The following is a 22,851-nucleotide window of genomic DNA, read 5'->3' as shown; positions in this document are numbered from 1 at the left end:
GGCATCTAGTAGAGCACGCCCCGGCTCAACAACAACGGTCTCTTTAAATACTGGGTCGTCCGGTCAAGCCGGACGACGACAGCGAGTGTTAGGCGGGTAGTGAGCGCCTAATCCTCGACCCCGTAGCGGTGCAGATCGTTGCCGTAGGTGTCGAGCCACTTCTTGGCGCGCTCCATCGACGGGCAGACTTTTCCGCACACGCGCCAGAACCGCGCCGAGTGGTTCATCTCGACGAGATGAGCGACTTCGTGGGCGGCAAGATAGTCGAGCACGAAGGGCGGTGCGAGGATCAGGCGCCAGGAGAACGACAGCGAGCCGGCCGAGGTGCAGGAGCCCCAGCGGCTGGACTGATCGCGGATCGAGAGCCGCTTGACCCTGACCCCGAGCTCGGCGGCATAGGCTTCCGCCGAGCGCTGAAGGTCGCGGCGCGCCTCGCGCTTGAGGAAGTCGCCGACGCGGCGGTCGACATGTTCGAGCCCACCGGCGACGCAGAGGATGCGTTCACCGCTATCGCGCATCTCGGTCCACACCGTGCCGCGGGTGCCGGCGCGATGAACGATGCGATGCGGCGTGCCGCGGAGCGGTATCACCGTGCCAGGTTGGAACGGCGCGGCCTTCGGCAAGCGACCGAGACGCGCGGCGATCCACGCACCGTGACGCTGTGCGAAGTCCTTGGCTTCGGCGAGCGTGCCGCGCGGCGGGATGGTGAGGATGGCTTCGCGATCGCTCGGATGAATCCTGAGTGTATAGCGGCGCGCGCGTCTGTGCCGGCGCAATCGGATGGCAAAAAATTGCGATCCGTGGGTGATGACGAGGGTCTTTGGTTCGTGGGGCCGCCGATAAAGGAGTGCGCGAGTGGCCATGTCTGTCAGTCCGGGGGGCAGGAGGGCGCCCGGATTCTGCCATAACCGCCGCCATGGGAAGCGCTCGGCGCAAAAACAAATCATTTGCCCAATATACAGCGGTCAGGCGACCGGGAGACCCTACAGACTGGGGTTGGAACCGGCTTTTTTCGCCCTCGCTGGATGCATGCGACACCCCCAAAGGGTGAGTACTGACTCACTCCTAGGAAGCTACCTAAATACCGCGAATCTGGCGGGAACTCGCCCCCGCCGGGGCCTTCGGCCAAGCCTGGATTCTCGACCGGAAAGCCGAAAACGAAGCTTATTCGGCTGCGCGCGCCTGCAATGAGCTCGGATTGGCCGCCGAGACCATGAAATCATGAATCCGCGGCACGATTTCCGACTTGAAGCGCGAGCCGTTGAACACACCGTAATGTCCGACGCCCTTCTGGACGTAATGAACGCGGCGATGCTCGGGGATCGAGCTGCACAAAGCGTGCGTTGCTTCGGTCTGACCGAGACCGGAGATGTCGTCGTTCTCGCCTTCGACCGTCATCAACGCAACGCGCGTCACCTTGGAGGGATCGACGCGTGTTCCGCGATGGGTCATCTCGCCCTTGGGCAGCGAGTGCTTCACGAACACGGTGTCGACCGTCTGCAGGTAATATTCGGCGGAGAGGTCCATCACCGCGAGGTATTCGTCGTAGAACTCGCGGTGCTTGTCGACGAGGTCGCCGTCGCCCTTCACCAGATTGGCGAACAGCTGCTTGTGGGCGTCCATATGCCGGTCGAGATTCATGCTGATGAAGCCGTTGAGCTGCAAGAATCCCGGATAGACGTCGCGCATCATGCCCGGATGCGGGAACGGCACCTTGGTGATGACGTGGTTGCGGAACCAGTCGATGCCGCGCTCCTGGGCGAGGTTGTTCACAGAGGTCGGATTGCGACGGGTATCGATCGGGCCGCCCATCAGCGTCATCGAAATCGGCACGAACGGATCGCGTCGCGCTTCCATGATCGAAACCGCGGCGACCACGGGCACCGAGGGCTGGCACACCGCCATGACGTGGGTGTTGCCGCCGAGCACGTGCAGCATCTCGATGACGTAATCGATGTAATCGTCGAGATCGAAGCGGCCGTCGCTGAGCGGCACCATGCGGGCATCGGCCCAGTCGGTGATGTAGACCTCATGCGCCGGCAGGAAGGCCTCGACCGTTCCGCGCAGCAGCGTCGCGTAATGACCGGACATCGGCGCCACGATCAGCACGCGCGGCTGCGGGCTGCGCAATGGCCGCGCGAACTTGCGATCGAAGTACAGCAGCCGGCAGAACGGTTTTTCCCAGACCGAGCGGATCTCGACGGGAACGCGGATGCCGTTGACCTCGGTGTCGTTGAGACCCCATTCCGGCTTGCCGTAGCGGCGCGTGGTGCGCTCGAACAATTCGCAGGCCGCGGCGACCGACTTGCCGACCTCGGTGCGCGCCCAGGGATTGAGCGGATTCTGAAACAGCAACTTGGTCGCGTCAGTGACGGCGCGCGCCGGATTGAGAGAGGCGTGCGCCATCTCGTACATCCAGTACATCGGCGTCGTCAGGACCGGACTGCCTTCAGCCGCCAGGGGCGGCGCGCCGCCAAACTCACCAATAGGCATTGTTATATTCCTCTTCGCATCGCAGCATACTGCCGAATGCGTAATATTGCGTCAATGCATGGTTCCGTACATCTACGTAAGAGAAACGGTAAAACCAGCCTGAATCCACGGGAAAGTGACGCTATTCGCCGCTCGAGAGCAGCGAGCCGTGTTTTCTGGCGCTGCGCAAAAGAGCAAGGAATGCCCCAAAAGATGCAACGAGGAGCGCGGCATTGATGGCCAATGCATCCAGCATCAGGTCGCCGCGAAAGGTGTTTTCGATCAGCAGCGCGCGCATGCCCTCGAACACGTAAGTCGGCGGTAGCGTCCAGGCGACGTATTGCAGCCAAGCCGGCAGCACGCTGACCGGATAGTAGATGCAGGCGAGCGGCATGATCGCGAACATCAGGGTCCAGACGATGCTCTCGGCGCCAAGGCCGTTTCGCAGCACGAGACCCGAGACGAAGATGCCGACCGACCAGCTCGTAAAGATCAGATTGCAGAAGAACGCGATCAGCGGCAGGCCGAGCGCGTAGACGTTGAAGTGAAACAGGAACAGCGCCAGCAGCGTCATCGGGATCACCCCGATCGCGAGCCGGATCAGGCTCATGACCATCAGCGACAACAGAAACTCGATCGGCTTGAGCGGGCTCATCATGAGGTTGCCGAGGTTGCGCGCCCACATCTCCTCGAGGAACGAGATGGAGAAGCCGAGCTGGCCGCGGAACAGGATGTCCCAGAGGATGACGGCGCCGATCAGCGTGCCGCCGGCGCGCGCGAAGAAACTGGCGTTCTCGGCGATGTAGAGCTGGAGGAAGCCCCAGGTGATGACCTGCAGCGCCGGCCAGTACAACAGCTCGAGCAGGCGCGGCCAGGACGACAGCAGCAGGTACCAATAGCGCAGGATCATCGCGCCGATACGGTGCACGGAGATGCCGTGGTGGAGGGAGATGTCGGTCATCGAGGAAACCCGTAGCCCGGATGGAGCTTCGTCATTCCGGGGCGCGCGGAGCGCGAGCCCGGAAGCCATAACCGCAGGCGGCGGCTGCGGGACGAGACCGGCAACCACGCGCCCTCGCCAAATTCAATCCTGTGGCTATGGATCCCGGGCTCGCGACTATGTCGCGCCCCGGGATGACAGGCTCCATCTGGGCTACGGCGGCAATTCAGAGACATCCTCACCTCGTCGCCTCCTTCGCACCGTTCGCCCGGCCGCGCGCGACGTCGAGAAACACCTCCTCCAGCGTGGTGCGGTTGTAGCGGGCCATGATCGCCTCGGGCGTGTCGTCGTCCTCGATGCGGCCGCGCTTCATGATGATGACGCGGTCGCAGAGCCGCTCGACCTCGAGCATGTTGTGCGACGCCAAAAGGATGGTGGCGTTGTTGTCCCTGCGATAGCGCTCCAGATGCGCCCGCACCCAGTCGGCGGTATCGGGGTCGAGCGAGGCCGTCGGCTCGTCCAGCAGCAAGAGCTCGGGCTGGTTGATCAGCGCCTTGGCAAGCGCGACGCGGGTCTTCTGCCCGGCGGACAGCTTGCCGTTGGCACGATCGATGAAGTCGGTGAGATCGAGATCGTCGGCGAGTTCGGCGATGCGCCCGGCGAGGTTCTTCACCGCATAGAGCCTGCCGAACACGGTGAGGTTCTGCCGCACCGTGAGCCGCATCGGCATGTCGACATAGGGGCTTTCGAAGTTCATCCGCCCCAGCACCGCGGCGCTCTCCTCGGGCATTCGATGGCCGAGCACCTGCACGCGGCCGGAGGTCGGCAGCACCAGGCCCATGATCATCGCGATGGTCGTGGTCTTGCCGGCGCCGTTGCCGCCCAGAAGCCCGGTGATGCTGCCGCGCGGCAGCGAAAACGAGATGTCGTCGACGGCACGGGTCTGCTTGTAGACCTTGACGAGATGATCGACCGTGATCGCCGCGGACAGGCTGCGATCCGCGACAGTCGGCCGGCTTGAAGCGTCGTCATACTCGGTCATGCTGACCGTTCTTCTGCTATTGCGGCAGGGAGCGCAAGGCTTGTAATCCGGTGGTTCCGCGAGCCCAGCGTTTGTGACTTTGGAAGGCGCCGCCACATTGGCCAATATGACCGAAATTGCCGCTTCGAACTTCCGCCACGCGCAGCGGCATATCCGCCTGGACACGATCCTGCGGCTGCGCTGGCTCGCGGTGCTGGGCCAGCTCGCCGCGATCTTCATCGTGGCGCAGGGGCTGGAATACAACGTCGAGATCGTCCCCTGCGTCAGCATCATCGCCTTGTCGGCGGCGGTGAATCTGGGACTCCAGACCGCGGCCAACCCGATGCAGCGGCTGGAGCCGGTACAGGCGGCCGGCCTGCTCGCGCTGAACATCGTGGAACTGGCCGGCCTGTTGTATTTCACCGGCGGCTTGCAGAACCCGTTCTCGTTCCTGTTCCTCGCGCCGGTGCTGATCTCGGCCACGGCCCTTCCGGCACGCTTCACCTTCGGCCTCGGCGTGCTTGCGGTCGCCTGCGCCTCGGTGCTGTTCTTCTTCCACCTGCCGCTGCCATGGGATTCAGACGATCCGCTGGTGCTGCCGCCGATCTATCTCGTCGGCGTCTGGCTTTCCATCGTGCTCGCGATCGGCGTCACCAGCCTCTACTCCTTCCAGGTGACCGAAGAAGCGCGCAAGCTCGCGGACGCGCTGGCCGCGACCGAGCTGGTGCTGACGCGCGAGCAGCATCTGACCCAGCTCGACGGCCTTGCCGCTGCCGCCGCGCACGAACTCGGCACGCCGCTCGCCACGATCTTCTTGATCTCGCGCGAGCTGGAAAAGACGGTGAAGGACGCCAGCATCGCCGCCGATCTGAAGACGCTGCGCGAGCAAACCCAACGCTGTCGCGACATCCTGAGCAAGATCACCCAGCTCTCCCCCACCGGTGCGCCGTTCGACCGCATGAAGCTGTCGGAGTTGATCGAGGAGGTGGTGGCCCCGCACCGCGATTTCGGCGTCGAGATCAAGGTGCGGATCGCGGTCGCCGTCGTGGCCGAACCGGTCGGTTCCCGCAATCCGGCGATCCTCTACGGTGTCGGCAACATCGTCGAGAACGCGGTCGATTTCGCTCGCACCACCGTCGAGGTGAACGCGTGGTGGAATAAGGACATCATCGAGCTCGTGATCTCCGACGACGGTCCCGGCATTCCCCCTGATATCCTGAACCGGATCGGCGAGCCCTACCTGTCGCGACGGCGAACCGTGGACGACGGCGGAGGTGAACGACGCGGCCTCGGATTGGGCGTGTTCATCGCGCGCACATTGCTCGAACGCACCGGCGCCAAGGTCTCGTTTACCAACCGGACCTTTCCGGAACACGGTGCCGTGGTCCATATCAGTTGGCCGCGACAACGATTTGAGACTATCGAGACCCTCGAAGAAACAATAGGATAGGGCATGATCCGGAAAGGCATTCAGCGGTTTTCCGACACGATCATGCTGAAAGCGAGAATCGCAAGCGCGATGAGAATTTGTCGCGCTTGAGGCCGCGACCTTGCGTCGCACAACGGGGCCGATCGACTATCGGCGGCCTTGGCACTGCCCGATAGCAAGGCCATATGTCAACGCGCTGGAGAGAGGACCAAACCTTGAACGCCATCGCCGAATTGAACGAACAGGCCGACCGCTCGCTGCTCATCGTGGAGGACGACAAGCCGTTCCTGGAGCGCCTGTCGCGCGCCATGGAAACGCGCGGCTTTACGGTGACCTCCTGCGATACCGTCTCGGACGGACTTGCGCAGATCGGCAAGGCCGCGCCCGCATTCGCCGTCGTGGACCTGCGGCTGGGCGACGGCAACGGCCTCGACGTGGTCTCGGCGCTGAAGAAGAAGCGTCCGGATGCGCGCGCGATCGTGTTGACCGGCTACGGCAACATCGCCACCGCCGTTACCGCGGTGAAGATGGGCGCGGTCGATTATCTCTCCAAGCCCGCGGATGCCGACGACGTGGTCGCGGCGCTGCTGTCGACCAACGCAGAGAAATCCGAGCTGCCGGCCAACCCGATGTCGGCAGACCGCGTGCGCTGGGAGCACATCCAGCGCATCTATGAGATGTGCAACCGCAACGTCTCGGAAACGGCGCGCCGGCTCAACATGCACCGCCGCACCCTGCAGCGCATCTTGGCCAAGCGCGCGCCAAGGTAACGGTGTCGTAGGGTGGGCAAAGGCGCAAAGCGTCGTGCCCACGATCTGTCAGGGTTGGATGGAGATCGTGGGCACGCTTCGCTTTGCCCACCCTACGGCAGCTCGACTGCTGCTACTCCCAAAATTCCGCGTGGCCTTGCGGATCGACCAGCCGGTTGATCCGAAGCGCTGCCGCCATTGCAAAACGCACCGTCATCTGCTTGCGCGTGGCGGCGGCGAGCTTGTGCTCGGGCGCCTCGCAATGCAGGTAGGCGCCATAGGCGTCGGCGACGATCAGGCCGGTGTCTTGCGGAAAGATCTCGCACGGCAGGTCCTGCGTGAAGGCGAAGAACAACCGGTCGCAATGGGCGCGGTATTCGTGCCATTTCTGGTCGGCGCGTAGATCCTCCACCGACGATTTGATCTCGACGATCCAGATCTCGCCGCGTTCGTTCAGCGCCACAAGATCGGCGCGCCGTCCCGAGGGCAGCGGCAATTCGCTGATGCAGGAGAAGCCGAGCGAGCGCAAAAGCCGCGAGGTGCCGCGCGCGATCGCGAGCGCCGTCTCGGATTGGCGGCGGTCGGGCGGTGGAACGAGGGAGAGGTTGCGGGCGGTGCTGTCCATGGCGGGGAGGATAGCCGATTCCGTTCTCTCCGTCATTCCGGGGCGCGCGAAGCGCGAGCCCGGAATCCATAGCCACAGGACGGAGTTGTGGATCGAAGCAGGCCACTGCGAATTTTCGCCAAACTCGATCCTGTGGTTATGGATCTCGGGCTCGCGCCAAAGTGGCGCGCCCCGGGACGACAGCGAGCAAAGAACGCGGAACCTCCCCTTCCCCACGCACTTATCACGCAGCCGCCGGACCTCGGCGGAACCCCGAGGCGGCGAGTGCATGATCGACGATCTCTGGTACAAGAACGGCGTGATCTACTGCCTGTCGGTCGGCTCCTATATGGATGCCAACGGCGACGGCATCGGCGATTTCAAGGGCCTGCTCCGCCGGCTCGACTATCTGCACGGGCTCGGCATCACCACGATCTGGCTGATGCCGTTCCAGAGCTCGCCGGGCCGCGACGACGGTTACGACATCGCCGATTATTACAGCGTCGATCCCCGCTACGGCACGCTCGGCGATTTCGTCGAGTTCACCCATGGCTGCAAGCAGCGCGGCATCCGCATCATCATCGACCTCGTCGTCAACCACACCTCGGACCAGCATCACTGGTTCAAGGAGGCGCGGCGCGACAAGGCCTCGCCCTACCGCGACTGGTATGTGTGGTCCGACACGAAGCCGGCCGGCGCCAACAAGGGCATGGTGTTTCCCGGCGTGCAGAAATCGACCTGGACGCGCGATAAGGAAGCCGGCGCGTACTACTTCCACCGCTTCTACGATTTCCAGCCCGATCTCAACACCTCGAACCCGCATGTGCAGGCCGAGATTCTCAAGATCATGGGCTTCTGGATCCAGCTCGGCGTCTCCGGCTTCCGCATGGACGCGGTGCCCTTCGTGATCGCGACCAAGGGCGCCAAGGTGAAGAAGCCGCTCGAGCAATACGACATGCTGCGCGCGTTCCGCGAATTCCTGCAATGGCGGCAGGGCGACGCCATCATCCTCGCCGAGGCCAACGTGCTGCCGAAGACGGATATGGAATATTTCGGCCACGACGCCGACCGCATGCACATGATGTTCAACTTCCACGTCAACCAGCACCTGTTCTATGCGCTGGCCTCAGCCGATTCGCGGCCCTTGGCGAAGGCGCTGAAGGCGACCAAGCCGCGGCCGGCCACCGCGCAATGGGGCCTGTTCCTGCGCAATCACGACGAGCTCGATCTGGGACGCCTGACCAAGGCGCAGCGCGATACAGTGTTCAAGGCATTCGGTCCCGACAAGGACATGCAGCTCTACGACCGCGGCATCCGCCGCCGTCTCGCGCCGATGCTGGGCGGCGACCGCCGGCGGCTCGAGCTCGCCTACAGCCTGATGTGCACGCTGCCGGGAACGCCCGTGATCCGCTATGGCGACGAGATCGCGATGGGCGATGATCTCTCGCTGCCCGAGCGCAATTGCGCGCGCACGCCGATGCAATGGTCGACCGAGCCGCATGGCGGCTTCACCAAGAGCGACAGGCCGGCCTGCCCTGTCATCGACAAGGGGCCGTACGGCTATCCACATGTCAACGTCGCCAAACAGCGGCGCGACCCCAATTCCATGCTGAACTGGACCGAGCGCATCGTCCGCATGCGGAAAGAGGTGCCGGAGGTCGGCTGGGGCGATTTCGCCATCATCCCGACGCGCGATCCCGCCGTGTTCATCATGCGCTACGACTGGCGCAACAACTCGGTGCTGTTCGTGCATAATCTCGACGAGAAACCGCGCGAGATCGCGTTCTCGGCGGGGCTGCCCGGCGAGACCGGCGCGCATCTGATCAATCTGCTCGCCGAGGACCACAGCCACGCCGACAAGCGCGGCCAGCACCGCGTCGTGCTGGAGCCCTATGGCTATCGCTGGTACCGCGTCGGCGGGCTGGATTATCTGTTGAAGCGGAGCGATATCGACGGCGATAAGGCGCGGGGGAAGAAGCACCCGGGGTGATGGATCGACACCCTCCGCCCTCGTCCCGGACAAGCTCGCCTCGGGGCGCGCAGATCCGGGACGACGACTAGGGTGGAGCGACGATGACGCCCTCATTGCCGCGCAAATCCAGCACGCCTTCGATCTGCTCGCCCTCACGATCCAGGAAAGTCGACAGCAATATCCTGCTGCCGAAGCGGACTGCGCTGGTCGTCACGGTGACCGGGGCCGCACCGAGATTGAGCGCCACGATCACCGCCTTGCCCTCGGCCTGCCGCCGATAGACCAGGAGATCGCCTTGCGCGGCGATCGGATCATAATCGCCCGCGACCAGCGGCGGGCAACTCTGCCGCAAGCCGATCAGGCGCTTGTAGAGGTTGAGGATCGAGTGCGCATCGGCTTCGAGATTGGCGACATTGTCACGCACATAATGCTCGGGCAGCGGCAGCCAGGGCCGCACGGCGGAGAAGCCGGCAAATTCGGACGCATCCCATTGCATTGGTGTGCGGCAGCCGTCGCGGCCGACGCCGATGCCGGGCACGTTCTTTTCGAAGGGATCGCGGACATCCTCCGGCGCGATGGCCACCTGGTGCATGCCGATCTCGTCGCCGTAATAGAGCGTCGGTGTGCCGCGCAGCGTCAGCAGCAACATCGCGGCGACGCGCGCCTGCTCCGTGCCGACGCGGCTAGCAACGCGTGGACGATCGTGATTGCCGAGCACCCAGTTCGGCCAGGCGCCGCGCGGCAGGGCCTTCTCGTAATCCTCGATGATCCTCTCGATCGAGCGCGCGCTCCAGAACGTCGAGAGCAGCGCGAAGTTGAACGGCATCTGCGCGCCGGTGAGGTCGTTGCCGTAATAGGCCATGAGCCGGTGCAGCGGCAGATAGATCTCGCCGATCAGGACGCGCGCGCGATACGCATCGGTGACCCGGCGCATTTCGGCGATGACGTCGTGCACCTCCGGCTGGTCGGTGGAATATTGCGTCAGGATCTTCTCGTTCGGCGGCCGGCCCTCGACGTAATGCGGGTTCGGCGGATTGTCGCGGAATTCGGCGTCCTTGACGAGGTGCCAGATCACGTCGACGCGGAAGCCGTCGACGCCCTTCTCCAGCCAGAACCGCATCACGTCGTAGATGGCGTTGCGGACATCCGGATTGCGCCAGTTCAGATCCGGCTGCTGGGCGAGGAAGGCGTGGTAGTAATATTGGCCCGTGGTCTCGTCGAGCTGCCACGCGCTGCCGCCGAACTCGGACAGCCAATTGTTCGGCACGCCGCCGTCAGGCGCGGGATCGCGCCAGATGTACCAATCGCGCTTGGGATTGTCGCGCGAGGCGCGGCTTTCGACGAACCAGGGATGCCGGTCCGAGGTGTGGTTCGGCACGAGATCGAGGATCAGCTTCAGGCCGTTGTCATGGACCGCCGCGATCAGCGCATCGAAATCGGCCATCGTGCCGAACAGCGGCTCGATGTCGGTATAGTCCGAGATGTCGTAGCCGAAATCGGCCATGGGCGACGGGAAGATCGGCGACAGCCAGATCGCGTCGACACCGAGCGATTTCACATAAGGCAGCCGCCGCAAGATGCCGGCGAGATCGCCGACGCCGTCACCGTTCGAATCCTGAAACGAGCGCGGGTAGATCTGATAGAAGATGCCGTCGCGCCACCAATTCTCGTTGTCGTGAGCCATGCCGGAAGACCACCCAAAATCCGCCTCTCGCGCGGGAGAACGCGACAACACCGCCCGGGTTCAAATTGGCAGGCCAATTGGGACGGCCGTGTGACTATTGTTCCGGGGTCCGGTACGAATCTTTTGCTTGGCGGCCTGGCAAAAATCGGCATTGTGGCGCCATGACCGAGCAAAATGACACCAAAGCCAAGGCCGGCGCGATCATCGTCCCCGTGACGCTGTTCGAGCAGAACTGCACCATCATCTGGGACGAGCCATCCAAGAAGGCCGTGGTGATCGATCCCGGCGGGGACGTGCCGAAGATTCTGGACGCGATCAAGCAGACCGGCGTCACCGTGGAGAAAATCTGGCTGACCCACGGCCATATCGACCATGTCGGCGGCGCAGCCGATTTGCGCGACGCGCTGAAGGTGCCGATCGATGGGCCGCATGAAGCGGACAAATTCCTGCTCGACAACGTGGTCGAAAGCGGCGCGCGCTTCGGCATGACCGGCGTGCGCAACTTCGCGCCCGACCGCTGGCTCAACGAGGGCGACACCGTGTCGATCGGCGATCTCAAGTTCGACATCTTCCACTGCCCCGGCCACTCGCCGGGCAGCGTGGTGTTCTTCAACAAGGAGCTGCGCTTTGCCCATGTCGGCGACGTTCTGTTCGCGGGCTCGGTCGGACGCACCGATTTGCCCGGCGGCAGTCACGCGACCCTGATCAATTCGATCAAGACAAAGCTGCTGCCGCTCGGCGACGACGTCGGCTTCATCTGCGGCCATGGCGCCGGCTCGAGCATCGGCCAGGAGCGCATGACCAATCCGTTCATCACCGGAGAGATGTGAGATTCTATTCGGCGGCGTCCGCCAGCGCCGCCGGCTCACCAAGGTTGCGCTCGCCCCACTCACGGATTGCCGCGACGACGGGCACGAAGCTCTTGCCTTTGCGGGTGAGGCGATACTCGACCTTCGGCGGCACCTCACCGAAGTCCTTGCGGGCGATCAGGCCGCTCGCCGTGAGCGCCTTCAGTTCGCGGCTGAGCACGCGCGGCGTGATCTCCGCGCTGCCGTTGGCACCGCGCAGAAGGCCGCTGCGGATCTCGCCATAGCGGCGCGGGCCGTCCTTGAGATCCCAGACGATGCGCAGCTTGTACTTGCCGCTGATCATCTTCTGAAAGGCCGCAACCGGACAGCTGCGCGCCAGGTTCGCCTTTGCCATGTCGTCAGCTCCACGCGCAATCAGCTTGCGGCAGGATAGGAGCAACGACGAAAAAGTCCATACTATCAATTTTGTCCATACTTGCGGCAGCGCCTACAAGGCGCAGATGATGACGCACATGTCGAACAAGGAGCGTCACATGAAGCACTTCATGATCAAATACGAATTCAAGGACGGCGCCACAGAGGCCTGGCACCAGGAGATCGGCCGCTTCATCAAGGCGATCGACAGCGATCCGGAGCTGAAAGGGCGGATCGGCTATCGCGTCCTGAAGCATCGCGACGACGGCAACTACTTCCATCTCGCCAGCGTCGCCGACGAGGATGCGCAGAAAACGCTGCAATCGCGCGACTTCTTCAAGGCCTATTCGGCGATGACACGACAAGTTTCCGGCGGCGAGGTGACGGCAACGCCGATCGAGATGATCGACGCAACGGCGTAGCCACAAACACGGCTGTCGTCCCTGCGAACGCAGGACGACGGCGGTGGCTACTTCATCAACCCCGCCGCGGTCAGCGCGCGCGTGATGATCTGGCTGAGATCGAAGCCGCGGGCCCGCTCGCGCTTCGGCTCGGCCGGTTGCTCGGCGATCGCAGCGCGGATCGAGCGGGCGAGATGCGGCGCGGGCGAGAGCGCGGGCTTGGCCAAAGGCTTGGCGTCCGCCTTGGCAGCGTCCGCGATCCAGGCGGTGAGGCCGAAGAACTTGGCGATGTGGTACGACGAGGAAATGCCGGCCTCGATCAGGAACGCGCCTTCGACGCCATAGCGCTGGTCATTGTCCGCGAGGCCCAGTGGGGTGCCGTGCGCCATGTCGGTGATGGCGTAGGATTCGACCAGCGTCTCGCCGTCCTTGCCCCACCAGGTCTGGCGCGGATGACCGTCGACGATGGTCTCCGCCATCGGCGCCTCCGGCAAACCGTGCAGATCGAGCCATTGCTTGACGATCTCGTTGGCATTGCCGGGGTTCACGGTGCGGTCGGCACTGCCGTGCCACACCGAGATTTTCGGCCAGGGGCCGCGATGACCGGAAGCATTGCGCACGAGATCGCCGAGATCGCGCGCCGGACGAGGCGGGGAATGAAACATGCCGTCGAGCGCCTCGCGCAGGTTCGAGGCGATGCCATAGGGCAGTCCCGCAATGACCGCGCCGGCCGCGAAGACCTCCGGGTAGGTCGCGAGCATCACCGACGTCATGCCACCACCGGCGGACAGGCCGGTGATGAAGACGCGCGTGGGATCGATGCGATGTGCCCCGACCATGTGCGCGACCATCTCGCGGATCGAATGCGCCTCGCCGCTGCCTCGCGCCGTGTCTTCCGGATTGAACCAGTTGAAGCAGGTATTGCCGTTGTTGATGCGCTGCTGCTCGGGCATCAGAAGTGCAAAGCCATAGTGCTGGGCCAGCGTCGACCAGCCGGCGCCGAGATCGTAAGCCGCCGCGGTCTGCCCGCAGCCATGCAGCACGACGACCAGCGCGCGCGGCTTCTGCAATCGCGCCGGCACGAAGGCAAACATGCGCAAGCCACCGGGATTGCCGCCGAAGCCGGTCACCTCCTGCAACGGACTTGACGCATCCGCCCCGCGTCCAGGCTCGGCGAAGCGCAGACCGTCCAGCCTCGGCAGACGTCTCAACAGATCAATATTTTTGGCGAGCGACACGGCAACTTCCTGGTGGGCGACCTTCAACGTTCAGCCAAACCAGATAGTTGCTGCGTTGCAAAATAAAAAGACCGTGCGCTGTCAATTCAGCGAAATCAGCGGAAATCCTGCGGAAATCGCACGCATTAACCTCATTGGCGCAACTTCATGTCGATGCGCGGCGCAGCCACGTCAGAAATGCGGCACAAATCATGATCAATGTCACAAACAATCCGAGCGAGACCACAAATCCTGCGCGCGCTGATTGCAGAGCCTCGATCGCGAAGAACACCGCGCCGATTGCGGCCACCCCGGCCGCATTTCCGATCTGCGCAATGGTGCCGTAGATACCGGAGGCCGAGCCCGCGGCGACGGGCTTCACGGTCGAGAGCACCACGCCGGAGAGCGGCGCCATCACCAATCCCTGACCGTAGCCAAAGATGATCATGGTGAGAGCGAGCAGGAGCGGCGACGCCGCATCGACATAGCCTGCGACAAGCGCGAGGGCGGCGAGGCCCGCGACCTGGATCGCGCAGCCCTCGATCAGCACCCTGCTGCCGCGATGCTGCGCCCGCGCGCCACTGTGGCGCGACGCCACGACGAAGGCCAAAGCGAGCGGGAGGAAGGCCATGCCGGCCGTGAGCGGCGGGATCTCGAGGCCGCGCTGCATGAACAGCGTCATGACCAGATAGAAGGAGAGGTTGGCAAGGAAGAAGAAGAAGGCAGCGCCAAGCCCGCGCAAGAAGGCTGCGTCGGACAGCAGCGTGAGATCGATCAACGGCATGCCGCCGGCGCGCACCACCGCATGCTCCAGCTTCAGGAACCCGGCGAGGACGACGCCGCCGAGGGCCATGACGGCCCACAGCCAGAGGCTCCAGCCGACATCGTGACCGAACAGCAGCGGGCCGATCAGGCACAGCAGCCCTGCGAACAGGACCACGCTGCCTTTGATATCGAGCCTTGTCCCCGAGCGCCGCGGCGCCGACGGCATGGTGCGCCAGGCGGCTGCTGCGATGGCGAGGCCGCCGGGCACGTTGACGAAGAACACCGACCGCCAGCCGGTGCCGGCAAGATCAACCGTGAGCAAGAGCCCGCCGAGCAGGAAGCCGGCCGCGCCGGCCAGCCCGAGCACGATGCCGTAGACGGCGAAGGCGCGGCCGCGCGATTCATCCGTGAACAACAGATGCAATGTCGCCAACACCTGAGGCACCATCAGCGCCGCGGTCGCGCCTTGCGCCAGCCGAGCAATGATCAGTTCCAAGCCGGATTGGGCGAGGCCGCACCACAGCGACGTGAGGGTGAAGCCGAGCACGCCGGCGAGAAATACGTTTTTGGTGCCATGGATGTCGCCGAGCCGGCCGCCGGTGACGACCAGCGTGGCATAGGCGATCAGATAGATCGCGATCACGGATTCGATCTGGGCCGGCGTCGCCTGCAGCTCGACTGCGATGGTGGGAACGGCGACGTTCACGATGAAGGCATCGACGCCGAACATGAACTGGGCGGCCACGACGATCGCCAAGACCCACCAGCGGCTGGTCGAGTCGATTGGCTTTGTGACGATTTGATGCATCGGTGCGGATCCCTGGCTCGCGGCCGATGATCTCAAGCCACATGCAAGGCCGCGATTACCTCACAGGTAAGGTTCGTGCGCTCCTCGCCTCGTGTGCGGGGAGAGGCCGGAATACAAACGGAGTTTGTATTCCGGGTGAGGGGAATTTCCGCGAGTAGGACGTCGATGGAACAACGCACTCTCAACACGTCATTGCGAGCGCAGCGAAGCAATCCAGAATTCCTCCACGGAAAGGCTGTGGATTGCTTCGCTGCGCTCGCAATGACGGCGTGGGGACATTTCGGAAGTCCAACTGACACCCGCGGAGACTCCCCCTCACCCTGACCCCCTACCCGCAAGCGGGGAGAGGGAGAAAAACACGCATGCCTGCATTCCGCCGTGCGGGACACCGCGCGATTGCGTTTGCTTCCTCCTGCACGTAGCCTTGCCGCCTCAACAAACAGAAAATCAAAGCCGGAGAAACGTCATGGCGCGCCTGAAGTTCGGAGCCTTTCTTGCCCCGCATCACCCGATCGGGGAGCATCCGATGCTCCAGTTCCGGCGCGACCTCGACCTGGTCGAGCAGCTCGACGCGCTCGGTTATGACGAGTTCTGGTGCGGCGAGCATCATTCATCCGGCTGGGAGATGATCGCCTCGCCCGAGATGTTCCTGGCCGCGGCCGGCGAGCGCACCAAGCGGATCAAGCTCGGCACCGGCGTGGTATCGCTGCCGTATCATCATCCCTACAACGTCGCCCAGCGCATGGTGCAGCTCGACCATATGACCGGCGGCCGCGCCATCTTCGGCTCCGGCCCCGGCGCCCTCGCCTCCGACGCCCATACGCTCGGCATCGACCCGATGACGCAGCGCGACCGCCAGGACGAAGCCATCGGCATCATCCGCCGGCTGTTCAACGGCGAGCGTGTCACCGCCAAGAGCGACTGGTTCACCATGAACGACGCGGCGCTGCAGCTCCTGCCGTTGCAAGAGGAAATGCCGTTCGTGGTGGCCTCGCAGATCTCGCCCTCGGGCATGACACTGGCCGGCAAATACGGCATCGGCATCATCTCGCTGGGATCGATGACGACGCAGGGGCTGATGTCGCTGCAGCAGCAATGGCAGTTCGCGGAGGACGCGGCGAAAAAGCACGGCACCAAGGTCGACCGTGCCGACTGGCGCGTGCTCCTGACCTTCCACATCGCCGAGACCCGGGAGCAGGCGCGCAAGGAGGCCGGCGCCGGGCTGATGCGTTGGCACAACGAATATAATGTCGGCACGCTGCAGCGGCCGGGTCTCACCGCGTTCTCCTCGCCCGACGAGGCCGTGGACAAGACCGCTTTCGTCGAGGGCGCGGCCTCCACCATCGGCACGCCCGACGATCTCGTCAAAACCATCAAGAACGTGATGCAGGTCTCCGGCGGCGTGGGCGCCATCATCGGTTTCGTGCACGACTGGGCCAACCCGGAAAATACGCGCCGGAGCTGGGACATGGTTGCGCGCTACGTCGTGCCGGAGATCAACGGCTATATCGACGGCCTGCGCAGGTCGCAAAAATTCGTGATCGAGAACCGCGCGATCTTCGAGCGCGCGGGCCAGGCGGTGATGGCCAAGATCATGGAGAACGAGAAGGCAGCCGAGGCGCTCAAGGTGACCGGCCCGGGCCGTGTCGCCATCCCCGCCGTCAACGCCCCGGATCTGCAGAAGGAGGCGGCGAAGCGGTAGGTCGCACGGCACTCGTCGTCCCGGGGCGCGCCGCAGCTCACCGTGCCCGGATCGTGCTATATTCGCGGAGCTTGGCTCAACGGGAGCAATCGTCATGTCGATGCAGAATGTGGCCGCAACGGCGCCCGACTACACCGCGCCCAAACGCAACGCCCTGACCCACATTCCCGGCGATGAAGGCTGGCCGATCATCGGCAAGACCCTCCAGGTGCTGGCAGATCCCAAGGGCCATGTCGAGGCGAACGGCGCCAAATACGGCCCGGTCTACCGCACCCACATTTTCGGCGAGACTAATGTGGTGCTGCTCGGGCCTGAGGCCAACGAGCTCGTGATGTTCGACCAGCAGAAGCTGTTCTCCTCGACCCACGGCTGGAACAAGGTGCTCGGCCTGTTGTTTCCGCGCGGATTGATGCTGCTCGATTTCGACGAGCACCGGCTGCACCGCAAGACGCTGTCGGTTGCCTTCAAGTCCGGCCCGATGAAATCCTACCTCGCCGATCTCGACCGCGGCATCGCCGCCCGGGTCGCGCGGTGGAAGGCCAAACCCGGCGAGATGCAGCTCTATCCGGCGATGAAGCAGCTCACGCTCGATCTCGCCGCGGCCTCGTTCCTCGGCGCCGACCTCGGACCGGAGGTCGACGAGATCAACCGCGCCTTCGTCGACATGGTCGCGGCCGCCGTCGCCCCGATCCGCCGCCCCCTGCCCGGCACGCAGATGGCGCGGGGGGTAAAGGGGCGTAAGCGCATCGTCGCCTATTTCCGCGAGCAGATTCCGCTGCGACGCGGCAATCACGGCGGCGACGATCTGTTCTCGCAGCTCTGCCGCGCCACCCACGAGGACGGCGCGCTGCTGTCAGAGCAGGACATCATCGACCATATGAGCTTCTTGATGATGGCGGCGCATGACACGCTGACCTCGTCGCTGACTTCCTTCGTCGGCGAGCTCGCCGCCAACCCGGACTGGCAGGACAGGCTGCGCGCGGAAGTTCTCGCGCTCGGGCTCGCGCCGGGCGCGCCCAGCAGTTTCGACGACCTCGAGAAGATGCCGCTGGCGGAGATGGCGTTCAAGGAAGCACTGCGGATCAAGCCGCCGGTGCCCTCGATGCCGCGCCGCGCGATGCGCGATTTCACCTTCAAGGGTTTTACGATTCCCGCCGGCACCGCGGTCGGCGTCAACCCGCTCTATGCGCACCACATGAAGGAGATCTGGCCGGAGCCGGACCGCTTCGATCCCCTGCGTTTCACCGAGGAAGCCCAGCGCGGCCGCCACCGCTTCGCATGGGTCCCGTTCGGCGGCGGCGCGCATATGTGCCTCGGCCTGCACTTCGCCTACATGCAGGCAAAATGCTTCGCGCGGCACTTTCTGCAGAACATCGAAGTGTCGCTGGAACAGGGCTACAAGCCGGACTGGCAGATGTGGCCGATCCCGAAGCCCCGGGACGGCTTGCGGGTGCGGGTGAAGGCGATTTAGCGTCCACTCTCGTGTCCCGGACGGCGCGAGCCAGGGCACGAGGTCTCGTAGGGTGGGCAAAGGCGCGGAGCGCCGTGCCCACGTTTCGTCGCGATAAGAATTCGTGGGCACGCTTCGCTTTGCCCACCCTACGGCACCGCCGGTGGAGCGGCCTCTACGCCCCCTGGTCGAATGCCTTGCGCAAGGCCACATAGCCCTGCTGCTGCTGGCTCCAGTTGCGGCCGCCGGTCATGGCGCCGTCGACGACGAGATCGTGGCCGTTGATGAAGCTGGATTCGTCGCTCGCCAGAAACACCGCGGCCTGGGCGATGTCGTCGGGCAGGCCGGCACGCGGGATCGGCTGCGCGGTCTTGTAGACCTCGCGCATCACCGCCGGCGTTTTCTCCGCGGCATCGGTCGAAAGCCCGAGCGCCTTGCCGAAGATGCCGGTCGCGATCGCACCAGGCGAGATTGAATTGACGCGCACGTTGGACTCGCCGAGCTCCATCGCCACGCATTTGGTGAGATGGATCACCGCCGCCTTGGCCGCGCTGTAGACCATCGAGGACGAGAAGCCGGCAAGGCGGCCGGCGATGCTGCCATTGTTGATGATGCTGCCGCTCCCCTGCTTCTTCATCGCGGGCGCGGCGTGCTTCATGCCGAGCATGACACTGCGCACCAGCGTCGCCATTGCCGCATCGAAGCGCTCGACCTCGAGGCCCTCGATGCCGCCGGTCTGCGCCGGGCCGCCCGCATTGTTGAACAGGCAGTCGATCCGGCCGAACTTGTCGACGGCGAGCGCGATCAGGGCCTGCATCTGCGCTTCGACCGTCACGTCGGTCTGGCGAAAGATGCAATTGGCTCCGAGCTGCTTCGCCAGCGCGTCGCCTTCCGGGACACGCCGGCCTGCGATCACAATTTTGGCACCTTCGGCAACGAAGACTTCCGCAGTGCGCAATCCGATCCCGCTCGTCGCTCCCGTAATCACCGCAACCTTGCCGTCCAGCCTGCCCATGGAATGTTCCTGTTTTCAAACGATTTGATGCCAAATGGCGAAACCTGGCCGCTGCCATGGCCGGGGCCGCCAGTATTCCTGCCCGCTTCCGCCGAGGCAAGCTATGCTTGTGCGCACGGCATGCGTAGCATCCTGATGGGTCGCGCGCTTTTCGAATGCCTGTCGCAACTGGGCCGCGCATGGGGAAGCTGATCGACGAGTTCCGCAATGGCTGGCAGGGCACGGCGCCACCCTCGCTCGGTCTCAGCATCTCCTTTGCGGTTCTCTGCCTGTTGGCCGCGACCCTGGTCCGTTGGGGACTCGCCCATGTGCGCCCCGACGTCTACTTCACGCCGTACTTCCCGGCCGTGTTCTTTGCCGCCGCATTCGGAGGCTTCCGGATCGGGATCGTCACCGCGCTGGTCGGCGGCGTGCTGGGCGTCGTCGTGAATTTCGGCGATGCCTTTGCCGATCGCGCGCGGTTTGCCCTGCTCGCGCTCTATTGGGCGGTCTGCGCGCTCACCATCTGGGGCGTCGAGCACTATCGCACCATGCTGGCGGAGCAGCGCCGGATCGCCAAGCGCTTGATCGAGGAAGAAGAGTATCGCAAGCTGCTGGTCGACGAGCTCCAGCACCGGTTGAAGAACAAGCTGTCGACGGTTCACGCCGTGCTGCACCAGGTGCTGCATGACCAGCCGCAGGTCTGGGCCCGGGTCGATCCGCGGCTGCGCTCGCTGGCCGCGACCGACGATCTGATCTCGCGGATCGACAAGGCCGGCTGCGACATCCGCGATCTCCTGATCTCGGAGCTCGGGCCTTACGGCCATGTCCGCTTCACCCTCAATGGCGAGCGGCTGTTCCTGCCGCCGAGGCTCGCGGTCACGCTGTCGTTGATGTTTCACGAGCTCGCCACCAACGCCGGCAAGTATGGTGCGTTCTCCGCACCGCGCGGTCTGTTGCAGGTGTCGTGGACCGTCAGCGATGACCGCCTGACCATCACCTGGGACGAGACCGAGGGGCCGAGCGTGGACAAGGTCTCCGAGCCCGGCTTCGGCACCAAGCTGCTGAAATCGGCCCTGTCGGCCTTCGATGGCAGGACCGAGATCTCCTACCTGAAGACCGGACTGCATTGCATCATGCAGTGCCGAATTCCGCGAGGCGAGTAAATCTCGCAACGCCGCTCGCGGGTAGGGCAATCGCATATGACCTTGCGCGATCTGAGCACGCGCCCCGTCCTTCGAGACGACCGCTCCGCGGTCTCCTCAGGATGAGGCTAAGCGGCATCGGTACTCGTCTAACTAGCGCAGAGCACTCCGTCCTCATCCTGAGGGCCCGCCAACGGCGGGCGTCTCGAAGGATGGCCCCAGGAGCCCGCTCCCACGCGCGCTCGGCCCATGCTTTCGCATGCGCTGTTGACGCTCTGTTAATGACGATCGTCAGCGCACCTCGCAACGTCGCAAGTTTCCGCCAAAACAGCCCCGTATTTCTCCGGACCCCTTAACCAAACTTAAGAGGGAACCGCGCAAGATCGCGTCCATTGCAAAAGCGCGCTGAAACAACAAGATTCATGACGTCTATGAACGACAACGTATATTCCGGCGCGACTGAAGCCGAGCTCAGTTTTCTCAAGGAAATCGTTAGAATGCTGCCGGCCGGCCTGACCGTGCAGGATGCGCATGGCGAGCTGCTGCTGGTCAACGACGCCGCGGCCGCGCAGCTCGGCATCGACGGCAGCCGCCCTTCACCGGATCTCGCACCGCGCCGCGAGGCCTGTCGCCGCGCCCTGCGCGCCGGCCAGACCGTGGTCATGGAGGAAGCGCTGCACGGCGGCGCCGCGCGCCAAGTGCTGCTCACGACCCATCGTCCCGTTCGCCTCGCCGGACGCGAGCTCCTGATCTCGGCGTCCTCCGACATCACCGAGCAGAAGAATTTCGAGGACCAGCTGTTCCGCTCGGCCTATTTCGACGAGCTGACCGGATTGCCCTCGCGGCGCGTGATCGAACATCGCGCCACCAGCCTGCTTGCGGAGAACAGCGGGCGTTTCGCGCTGGCCTTCCTCGACGTCGACAATTTCAAGCACATCAACGACTATTACGGCCACGCCGTCGGCGATGCGCTGCTGGTCGAGTTGTCGAAGCGGCTCGGGCGCGACTTGCGCGATTCCGATATGCTGTCGCGCATTTCCGGCGACGAATTCCTGCTGCTGCTGTCGCCGATCCAGAGCGTGGAGGAGGTGGCCGAATTCATACAATCGACGCTGGAGCGGCTGACGGCGCCGTTCTTCATCGACAATTCGGAAATCTTCGCTTCCACCTCCGTCGGCGTCAGCCTCTACCCCGATCACGGAGGCAGCTTCGAGGCGCTGCGCCAGAACGCCGACATCGCGATGTACCGCGTCAAGAACGACGGCAAGGGATCGGCGGCCTTCTTCGACTCCAGCATGGAGCGGGAGGCACTCGCGCGGATGAAGATCGAGCAATCGCTGCGATTGGCCATCCTCGAGAAGCGGTTCTGCTGCGCTTTCCAGTCCAAGGTCGACATCCGCACCCAGGCCGTGAAGGGCATCGAGGCCCTGGTGCGCCTGCGCGACGACGAAGGGGTGATCCAGGCGCCCGGCTCGTTCATCGATCTCGCCGGCGAGCTCGGCCTGATCGACGAGCTGACCCACCTCGTGCTCGCCGAGATCGTCAGGTCGATCGACGCGATCAATGCGACGTTCGGCGCCGAAGCGACCATCAGCATCAACGTCGCCGCCAAGCAGGCCGGCAATCCCGAATTCATGCGCAGCTTTGCGCGGGCGCTGGAGGAGACCGGCTTCCCGCAGCGCTTCATGATCGAGGTGACGGAAGACGCCTTCGTCGCCAAGAATCATTTCCAGGCCGAGATCCTGCCGATGTTCCGCAAGCTCGGCGTCGGCATCTCGATCGACGATTTCGGCACCGGCTATTCCTCGCTCTCGGCGCTGGCCGACATCACCGCGGACGAGATCAAGATCGACCGCTCCTTCATCACCGACATTCACAAGCGGCCGCGCAGCCAGGGCATCCTGCGCGCGATTGAATCCTTGAGCGAAGCGCTCGGCATGACCGTGATCGCCGAAGGTCTCGAATCCTTCGAGGAACTCGCCTATCTCCAGGCCGCGACCAAGATCCGTTACGCGCAGGGCTATTATTTCTCGCGGCCGATCTTCCTCGAGGAGCTGAAGCTCGCAACCCCGTTCTCCAGCGAAGCGCGGACCAACGTCGCGAGCCGCCCGCACCAGCAGAACCGCCAGGGCTATTCGCGGGCGAGCGGGTATCGACGGTAGGGCGAAAGCGGCGCAACACACACCGCCGTCGTCCCGGACAAGCGAAGCGCAGATCCGGGACCCATACCCACAGGGAGCCGTGTGACGCGAATCTCCCACTCCGAGTCTTCGCC

General features: G+C 64.2%; 19 protein-coding genes. 9 read left to right on the top strand and 10 right to left on the bottom strand.

The annotated features are described in order from the left end of the window. Positions 1-107: 107 nt before the first annotated feature. The 4 genes from AC066S_RS13735 to AC066S_RS13720 form a co-directional block, all read right to left on the bottom strand. Positions 108-947, bottom strand: a complete 840-nt coding sequence (locus AC066S_RS13735) for a M48 family metallopeptidase (protein ID WP_478269933.1) — start codon at positions 945-947, stop codon at positions 108-110. A 217-nt stretch (positions 948-1,164) separates the two neighbouring features. Then, positions 1,165-2,493, bottom strand: a complete 1,329-nt coding sequence (locus AC066S_RS13730) for a polyhydroxyalkanoate depolymerase (RefSeq protein WP_126257093.1) — start codon at positions 2,491-2,493, stop codon at positions 1,165-1,167. Between the two features lie 121 nt (positions 2,494-2,614). Further along, positions 2,615-3,433, bottom strand: a complete 819-nt coding sequence (locus AC066S_RS13725; protein WP_135169051.1) for an ABC transporter permease — start codon at positions 3,431-3,433, stop codon at positions 2,615-2,617. Positions 3,434-3,650: 217 nt separating this feature from the next. Further along, positions 3,651-4,454, bottom strand: a complete 804-nt coding sequence (locus AC066S_RS13720) for an ABC transporter ATP-binding protein (RefSeq protein ID WP_126257091.1) — start codon at positions 4,452-4,454, stop codon at positions 3,651-3,653. Between the two features lie 106 nt (positions 4,455-4,560). Between AC066S_RS13720 and AC066S_RS13715 the strand changes: the two genes are divergently transcribed. Next, the gene (locus AC066S_RS13715; protein WP_478270021.1) at positions 4,561-5,883 is read left to right on the top strand and encodes an ActS/PrrB/RegB family redox-sensitive histidine kinase; all 1,323 of its coding nucleotides are present in this window, start codon (positions 4,561-4,563) and stop codon (positions 5,881-5,883) included. Between the two features lie 194 nt (positions 5,884-6,077). Beyond that, on the top strand, positions 6,078-6,632 hold the full coding sequence (locus AC066S_RS13710; protein WP_164718531.1) for an ActR/PrrA/RegA family redox response regulator transcription factor: 555 nt from the start codon (positions 6,078-6,080) through the stop codon (positions 6,630-6,632). A 112-nt stretch (positions 6,633-6,744) separates the two neighbouring features. Here AC066S_RS13710 and AC066S_RS13705 read toward each other — a convergent pair whose 3' ends face one another. Continuing rightward, positions 6,745-7,236 (bottom strand): MmcB family DNA repair protein, encoded by a 492-nt coding sequence (locus AC066S_RS13705; RefSeq protein ID WP_478269932.1) that lies wholly within the window; start codon positions 7,234-7,236, stop codon positions 6,745-6,747. Between the two features lie 268 nt (positions 7,237-7,504). Here AC066S_RS13705 and AC066S_RS13700 point away from each other — a divergent pair, with 268 nt between their 5' ends. Next, positions 7,505-9,205: an alpha-amylase family protein gene (locus AC066S_RS13700; RefSeq protein ID WP_478269931.1), complete on the top strand. Its 1,701-nt coding sequence runs from the start codon at positions 7,505-7,507 to the stop codon at positions 9,203-9,205. 67 nt (positions 9,206-9,272) lie between these two features. On the opposite strand, the gene AC066S_RS13695 is transcribed toward AC066S_RS13700, so the two are convergent. Beyond that, the gene (locus AC066S_RS13695) at positions 9,273-10,871 is read right to left on the bottom strand and encodes an alpha-amylase family glycosyl hydrolase (RefSeq protein WP_478269930.1); all 1,599 of its coding nucleotides are present in this window, start codon (positions 10,869-10,871) and stop codon (positions 9,273-9,275) included. 161 nt (positions 10,872-11,032) lie between these two features. On the opposite strand from AC066S_RS13695, the gene AC066S_RS13690 reads away from it, so the two are divergent. Next, positions 11,033-11,701: an MBL fold metallo-hydrolase gene (locus AC066S_RS13690; protein WP_135169055.1), complete on the top strand. Its 669-nt coding sequence runs from the start codon at positions 11,033-11,035 to the stop codon at positions 11,699-11,701. A gap of 4 nt (positions 11,702-11,705) precedes the next feature. Here the strand turns inward: AC066S_RS13690 and AC066S_RS13685 are convergent, their stop codons facing one another. After that, positions 11,706-12,074 carry a winged helix-turn-helix transcriptional regulator gene (locus AC066S_RS13685; RefSeq protein WP_478269929.1) on the bottom strand — a complete coding sequence of 123 codons (369 nt, stop codon included), beginning with the start codon at positions 12,072-12,074 and terminating at the stop codon, positions 11,706-11,708. 139 nt (positions 12,075-12,213) lie between these two features. Between AC066S_RS13685 and AC066S_RS13680 the strand changes: the two genes are divergently transcribed. After that, a complete protein-coding gene (locus AC066S_RS13680; RefSeq protein WP_126257085.1) occupies positions 12,214-12,516 on the top strand; it encodes a hypothetical protein in 303 nt (100 codons plus the stop codon). A gap of 47 nt (positions 12,517-12,563) precedes the next feature. On the opposite strand, the gene AC066S_RS13675 is transcribed toward AC066S_RS13680, so the two are convergent. Together AC066S_RS13675 and AC066S_RS13670 are read right to left on the bottom strand one after the other, a co-directional pair. Beyond that, on the bottom strand, positions 12,564-13,733 hold the full coding sequence (locus tag AC066S_RS13675; RefSeq protein ID WP_478269928.1) for an extracellular catalytic domain type 1 short-chain-length polyhydroxyalkanoate depolymerase: 1,170 nt from the start codon (positions 13,731-13,733) through the stop codon (positions 12,564-12,566). Positions 13,734-13,878: 145 nt separating this feature from the next. After that, the gene (locus tag AC066S_RS13670; protein ID WP_478269927.1) at positions 13,879-15,285 is read right to left on the bottom strand and encodes an MFS transporter; all 1,407 of its coding nucleotides are present in this window, start codon (positions 15,283-15,285) and stop codon (positions 13,879-13,881) included. Positions 15,286-15,751: 466 nt separating this feature from the next. Between AC066S_RS13670 and AC066S_RS13665 the strand changes: the two genes are divergently transcribed. Both AC066S_RS13665 and AC066S_RS13660 read left to right on the top strand, forming a co-directional pair. After that, positions 15,752-16,987 carry an LLM class flavin-dependent oxidoreductase gene (locus AC066S_RS13665; RefSeq protein ID WP_478269926.1) on the top strand — a complete coding sequence of 412 codons (1,236 nt, stop codon included), beginning with the start codon at positions 15,752-15,754 and terminating at the stop codon, positions 16,985-16,987. A 94-nt stretch (positions 16,988-17,081) separates the two neighbouring features. Further along, positions 17,082-18,458 (top strand): cytochrome P450, encoded by a 1,377-nt coding sequence (locus tag AC066S_RS13660; RefSeq protein ID WP_478269925.1) that lies wholly within the window; start codon positions 17,082-17,084, stop codon positions 18,456-18,458. Positions 18,459-18,612: 154 nt separating this feature from the next. Here AC066S_RS13660 and AC066S_RS13655 read toward each other — a convergent pair whose 3' ends face one another. Continuing rightward, entirely contained in the window at positions 18,613-19,452 is an 840-nt protein-coding gene (locus AC066S_RS13655; RefSeq protein ID WP_126257080.1) for an SDR family NAD(P)-dependent oxidoreductase, read from the bottom strand. Between the two features lie 179 nt (positions 19,453-19,631). On the opposite strand from AC066S_RS13655, the gene AC066S_RS13650 reads away from it, so the two are divergent. After that, on the top strand, positions 19,632-20,597 hold the full coding sequence (locus tag AC066S_RS13650; protein WP_126257079.1) for a sensor histidine kinase: 966 nt from the start codon (positions 19,632-19,634) through the stop codon (positions 20,595-20,597). Positions 20,598-21,007: 410 nt separating this feature from the next. Continuing rightward, positions 21,008-22,738: a putative bifunctional diguanylate cyclase/phosphodiesterase gene (locus tag AC066S_RS13645; protein ID WP_478269924.1), complete on the top strand. Its 1,731-nt coding sequence runs from the start codon at positions 21,008-21,010 to the stop codon at positions 22,736-22,738. Positions 22,739-22,851: the final 113 nt, after the last annotated feature.

The organism is Bradyrhizobium sp. CFUWI (assembly GCF_056429085.1).
Note: the sequence above shows the minus strand (reverse complement) of the source record. Positions and strands in the feature narration are given on the sequence as shown.

Bases quoted from the DNA above. Each gene is read 5' to 3' on its own strand.
- AC066S_RS13735 (WP_478269933.1), bottom strand. From the start codon at position 947: ATGATTTGTTTTTGCGCCGAGCGCTTCCCATGGCGGCGGTTATGGCAG.
- AC066S_RS13715 (WP_478270021.1), top strand. From the start codon at position 4,561: ATGACCGAAATTGCCGCTTCGAACTTCCGCCACGCGCAGCGGCATATC.
- AC066S_RS13695 (WP_478269930.1), bottom strand. From the start codon at position 10,871: ATGGCTCACGACAACGAGAATTGGTGGCGCGACGGCATCTTCTATCAG.
- AC066S_RS13730 (WP_126257093.1), bottom strand. From the start codon at position 2,493: ATGCCTATTGGTGAGTTTGGCGGCGCGCCGCCCCTGGCGGCTGAAGGC.
- AC066S_RS13665 (WP_478269926.1), top strand. From the start codon at position 15,752: ATGGCGCGCCTGAAGTTCGGAGCCTTTCTTGCCCCGCATCACCCGATC.
- AC066S_RS13725 (WP_135169051.1), bottom strand. From the start codon at position 3,433: ATGACCGACATCTCCCTCCACCACGGCATCTCCGTGCACCGTATCGGC.
- AC066S_RS13655 (WP_126257080.1), bottom strand. From the start codon at position 19,452: ATGGGCAGGCTGGACGGCAAGGTTGCGGTGATTACGGGAGCGACGAGC.
- AC066S_RS13690 (WP_135169055.1), top strand. From the start codon at position 11,033: ATGACCGAGCAAAATGACACCAAAGCCAAGGCCGGCGCGATCATCGTC.
- AC066S_RS13720 (WP_126257091.1), bottom strand. From the start codon at position 4,454: ATGACCGAGTATGACGACGCTTCAAGCCGGCCGACTGTCGCGGATCGC.
- AC066S_RS13685 (WP_478269929.1), bottom strand. From the start codon at position 12,074: ATGGCAAAGGCGAACCTGGCGCGCAGCTGTCCGGTTGCGGCCTTTCAG.
- AC066S_RS13660 (WP_478269925.1), top strand. From the start codon at position 17,082: ATGTCGATGCAGAATGTGGCCGCAACGGCGCCCGACTACACCGCGCCC.
- AC066S_RS13645 (WP_478269924.1), top strand. From the start codon at position 21,008: ATGAACGACAACGTATATTCCGGCGCGACTGAAGCCGAGCTCAGTTTT.
- AC066S_RS13700 (WP_478269931.1), top strand. From the start codon at position 7,505: ATGATCGACGATCTCTGGTACAAGAACGGCGTGATCTACTGCCTGTCG.
- AC066S_RS13680 (WP_126257085.1), top strand. From the start codon at position 12,214: ATGAAGCACTTCATGATCAAATACGAATTCAAGGACGGCGCCACAGAG.
- AC066S_RS13670 (WP_478269927.1), bottom strand. From the start codon at position 15,285: ATGCATCAAATCGTCACAAAGCCAATCGACTCGACCAGCCGCTGGTGG.
- AC066S_RS13705 (WP_478269932.1), bottom strand. From the start codon at position 7,236: ATGGACAGCACCGCCCGCAACCTCTCCCTCGTTCCACCGCCCGACCGC.
- AC066S_RS13650 (WP_126257079.1), top strand. From the start codon at position 19,632: ATGGGGAAGCTGATCGACGAGTTCCGCAATGGCTGGCAGGGCACGGCG.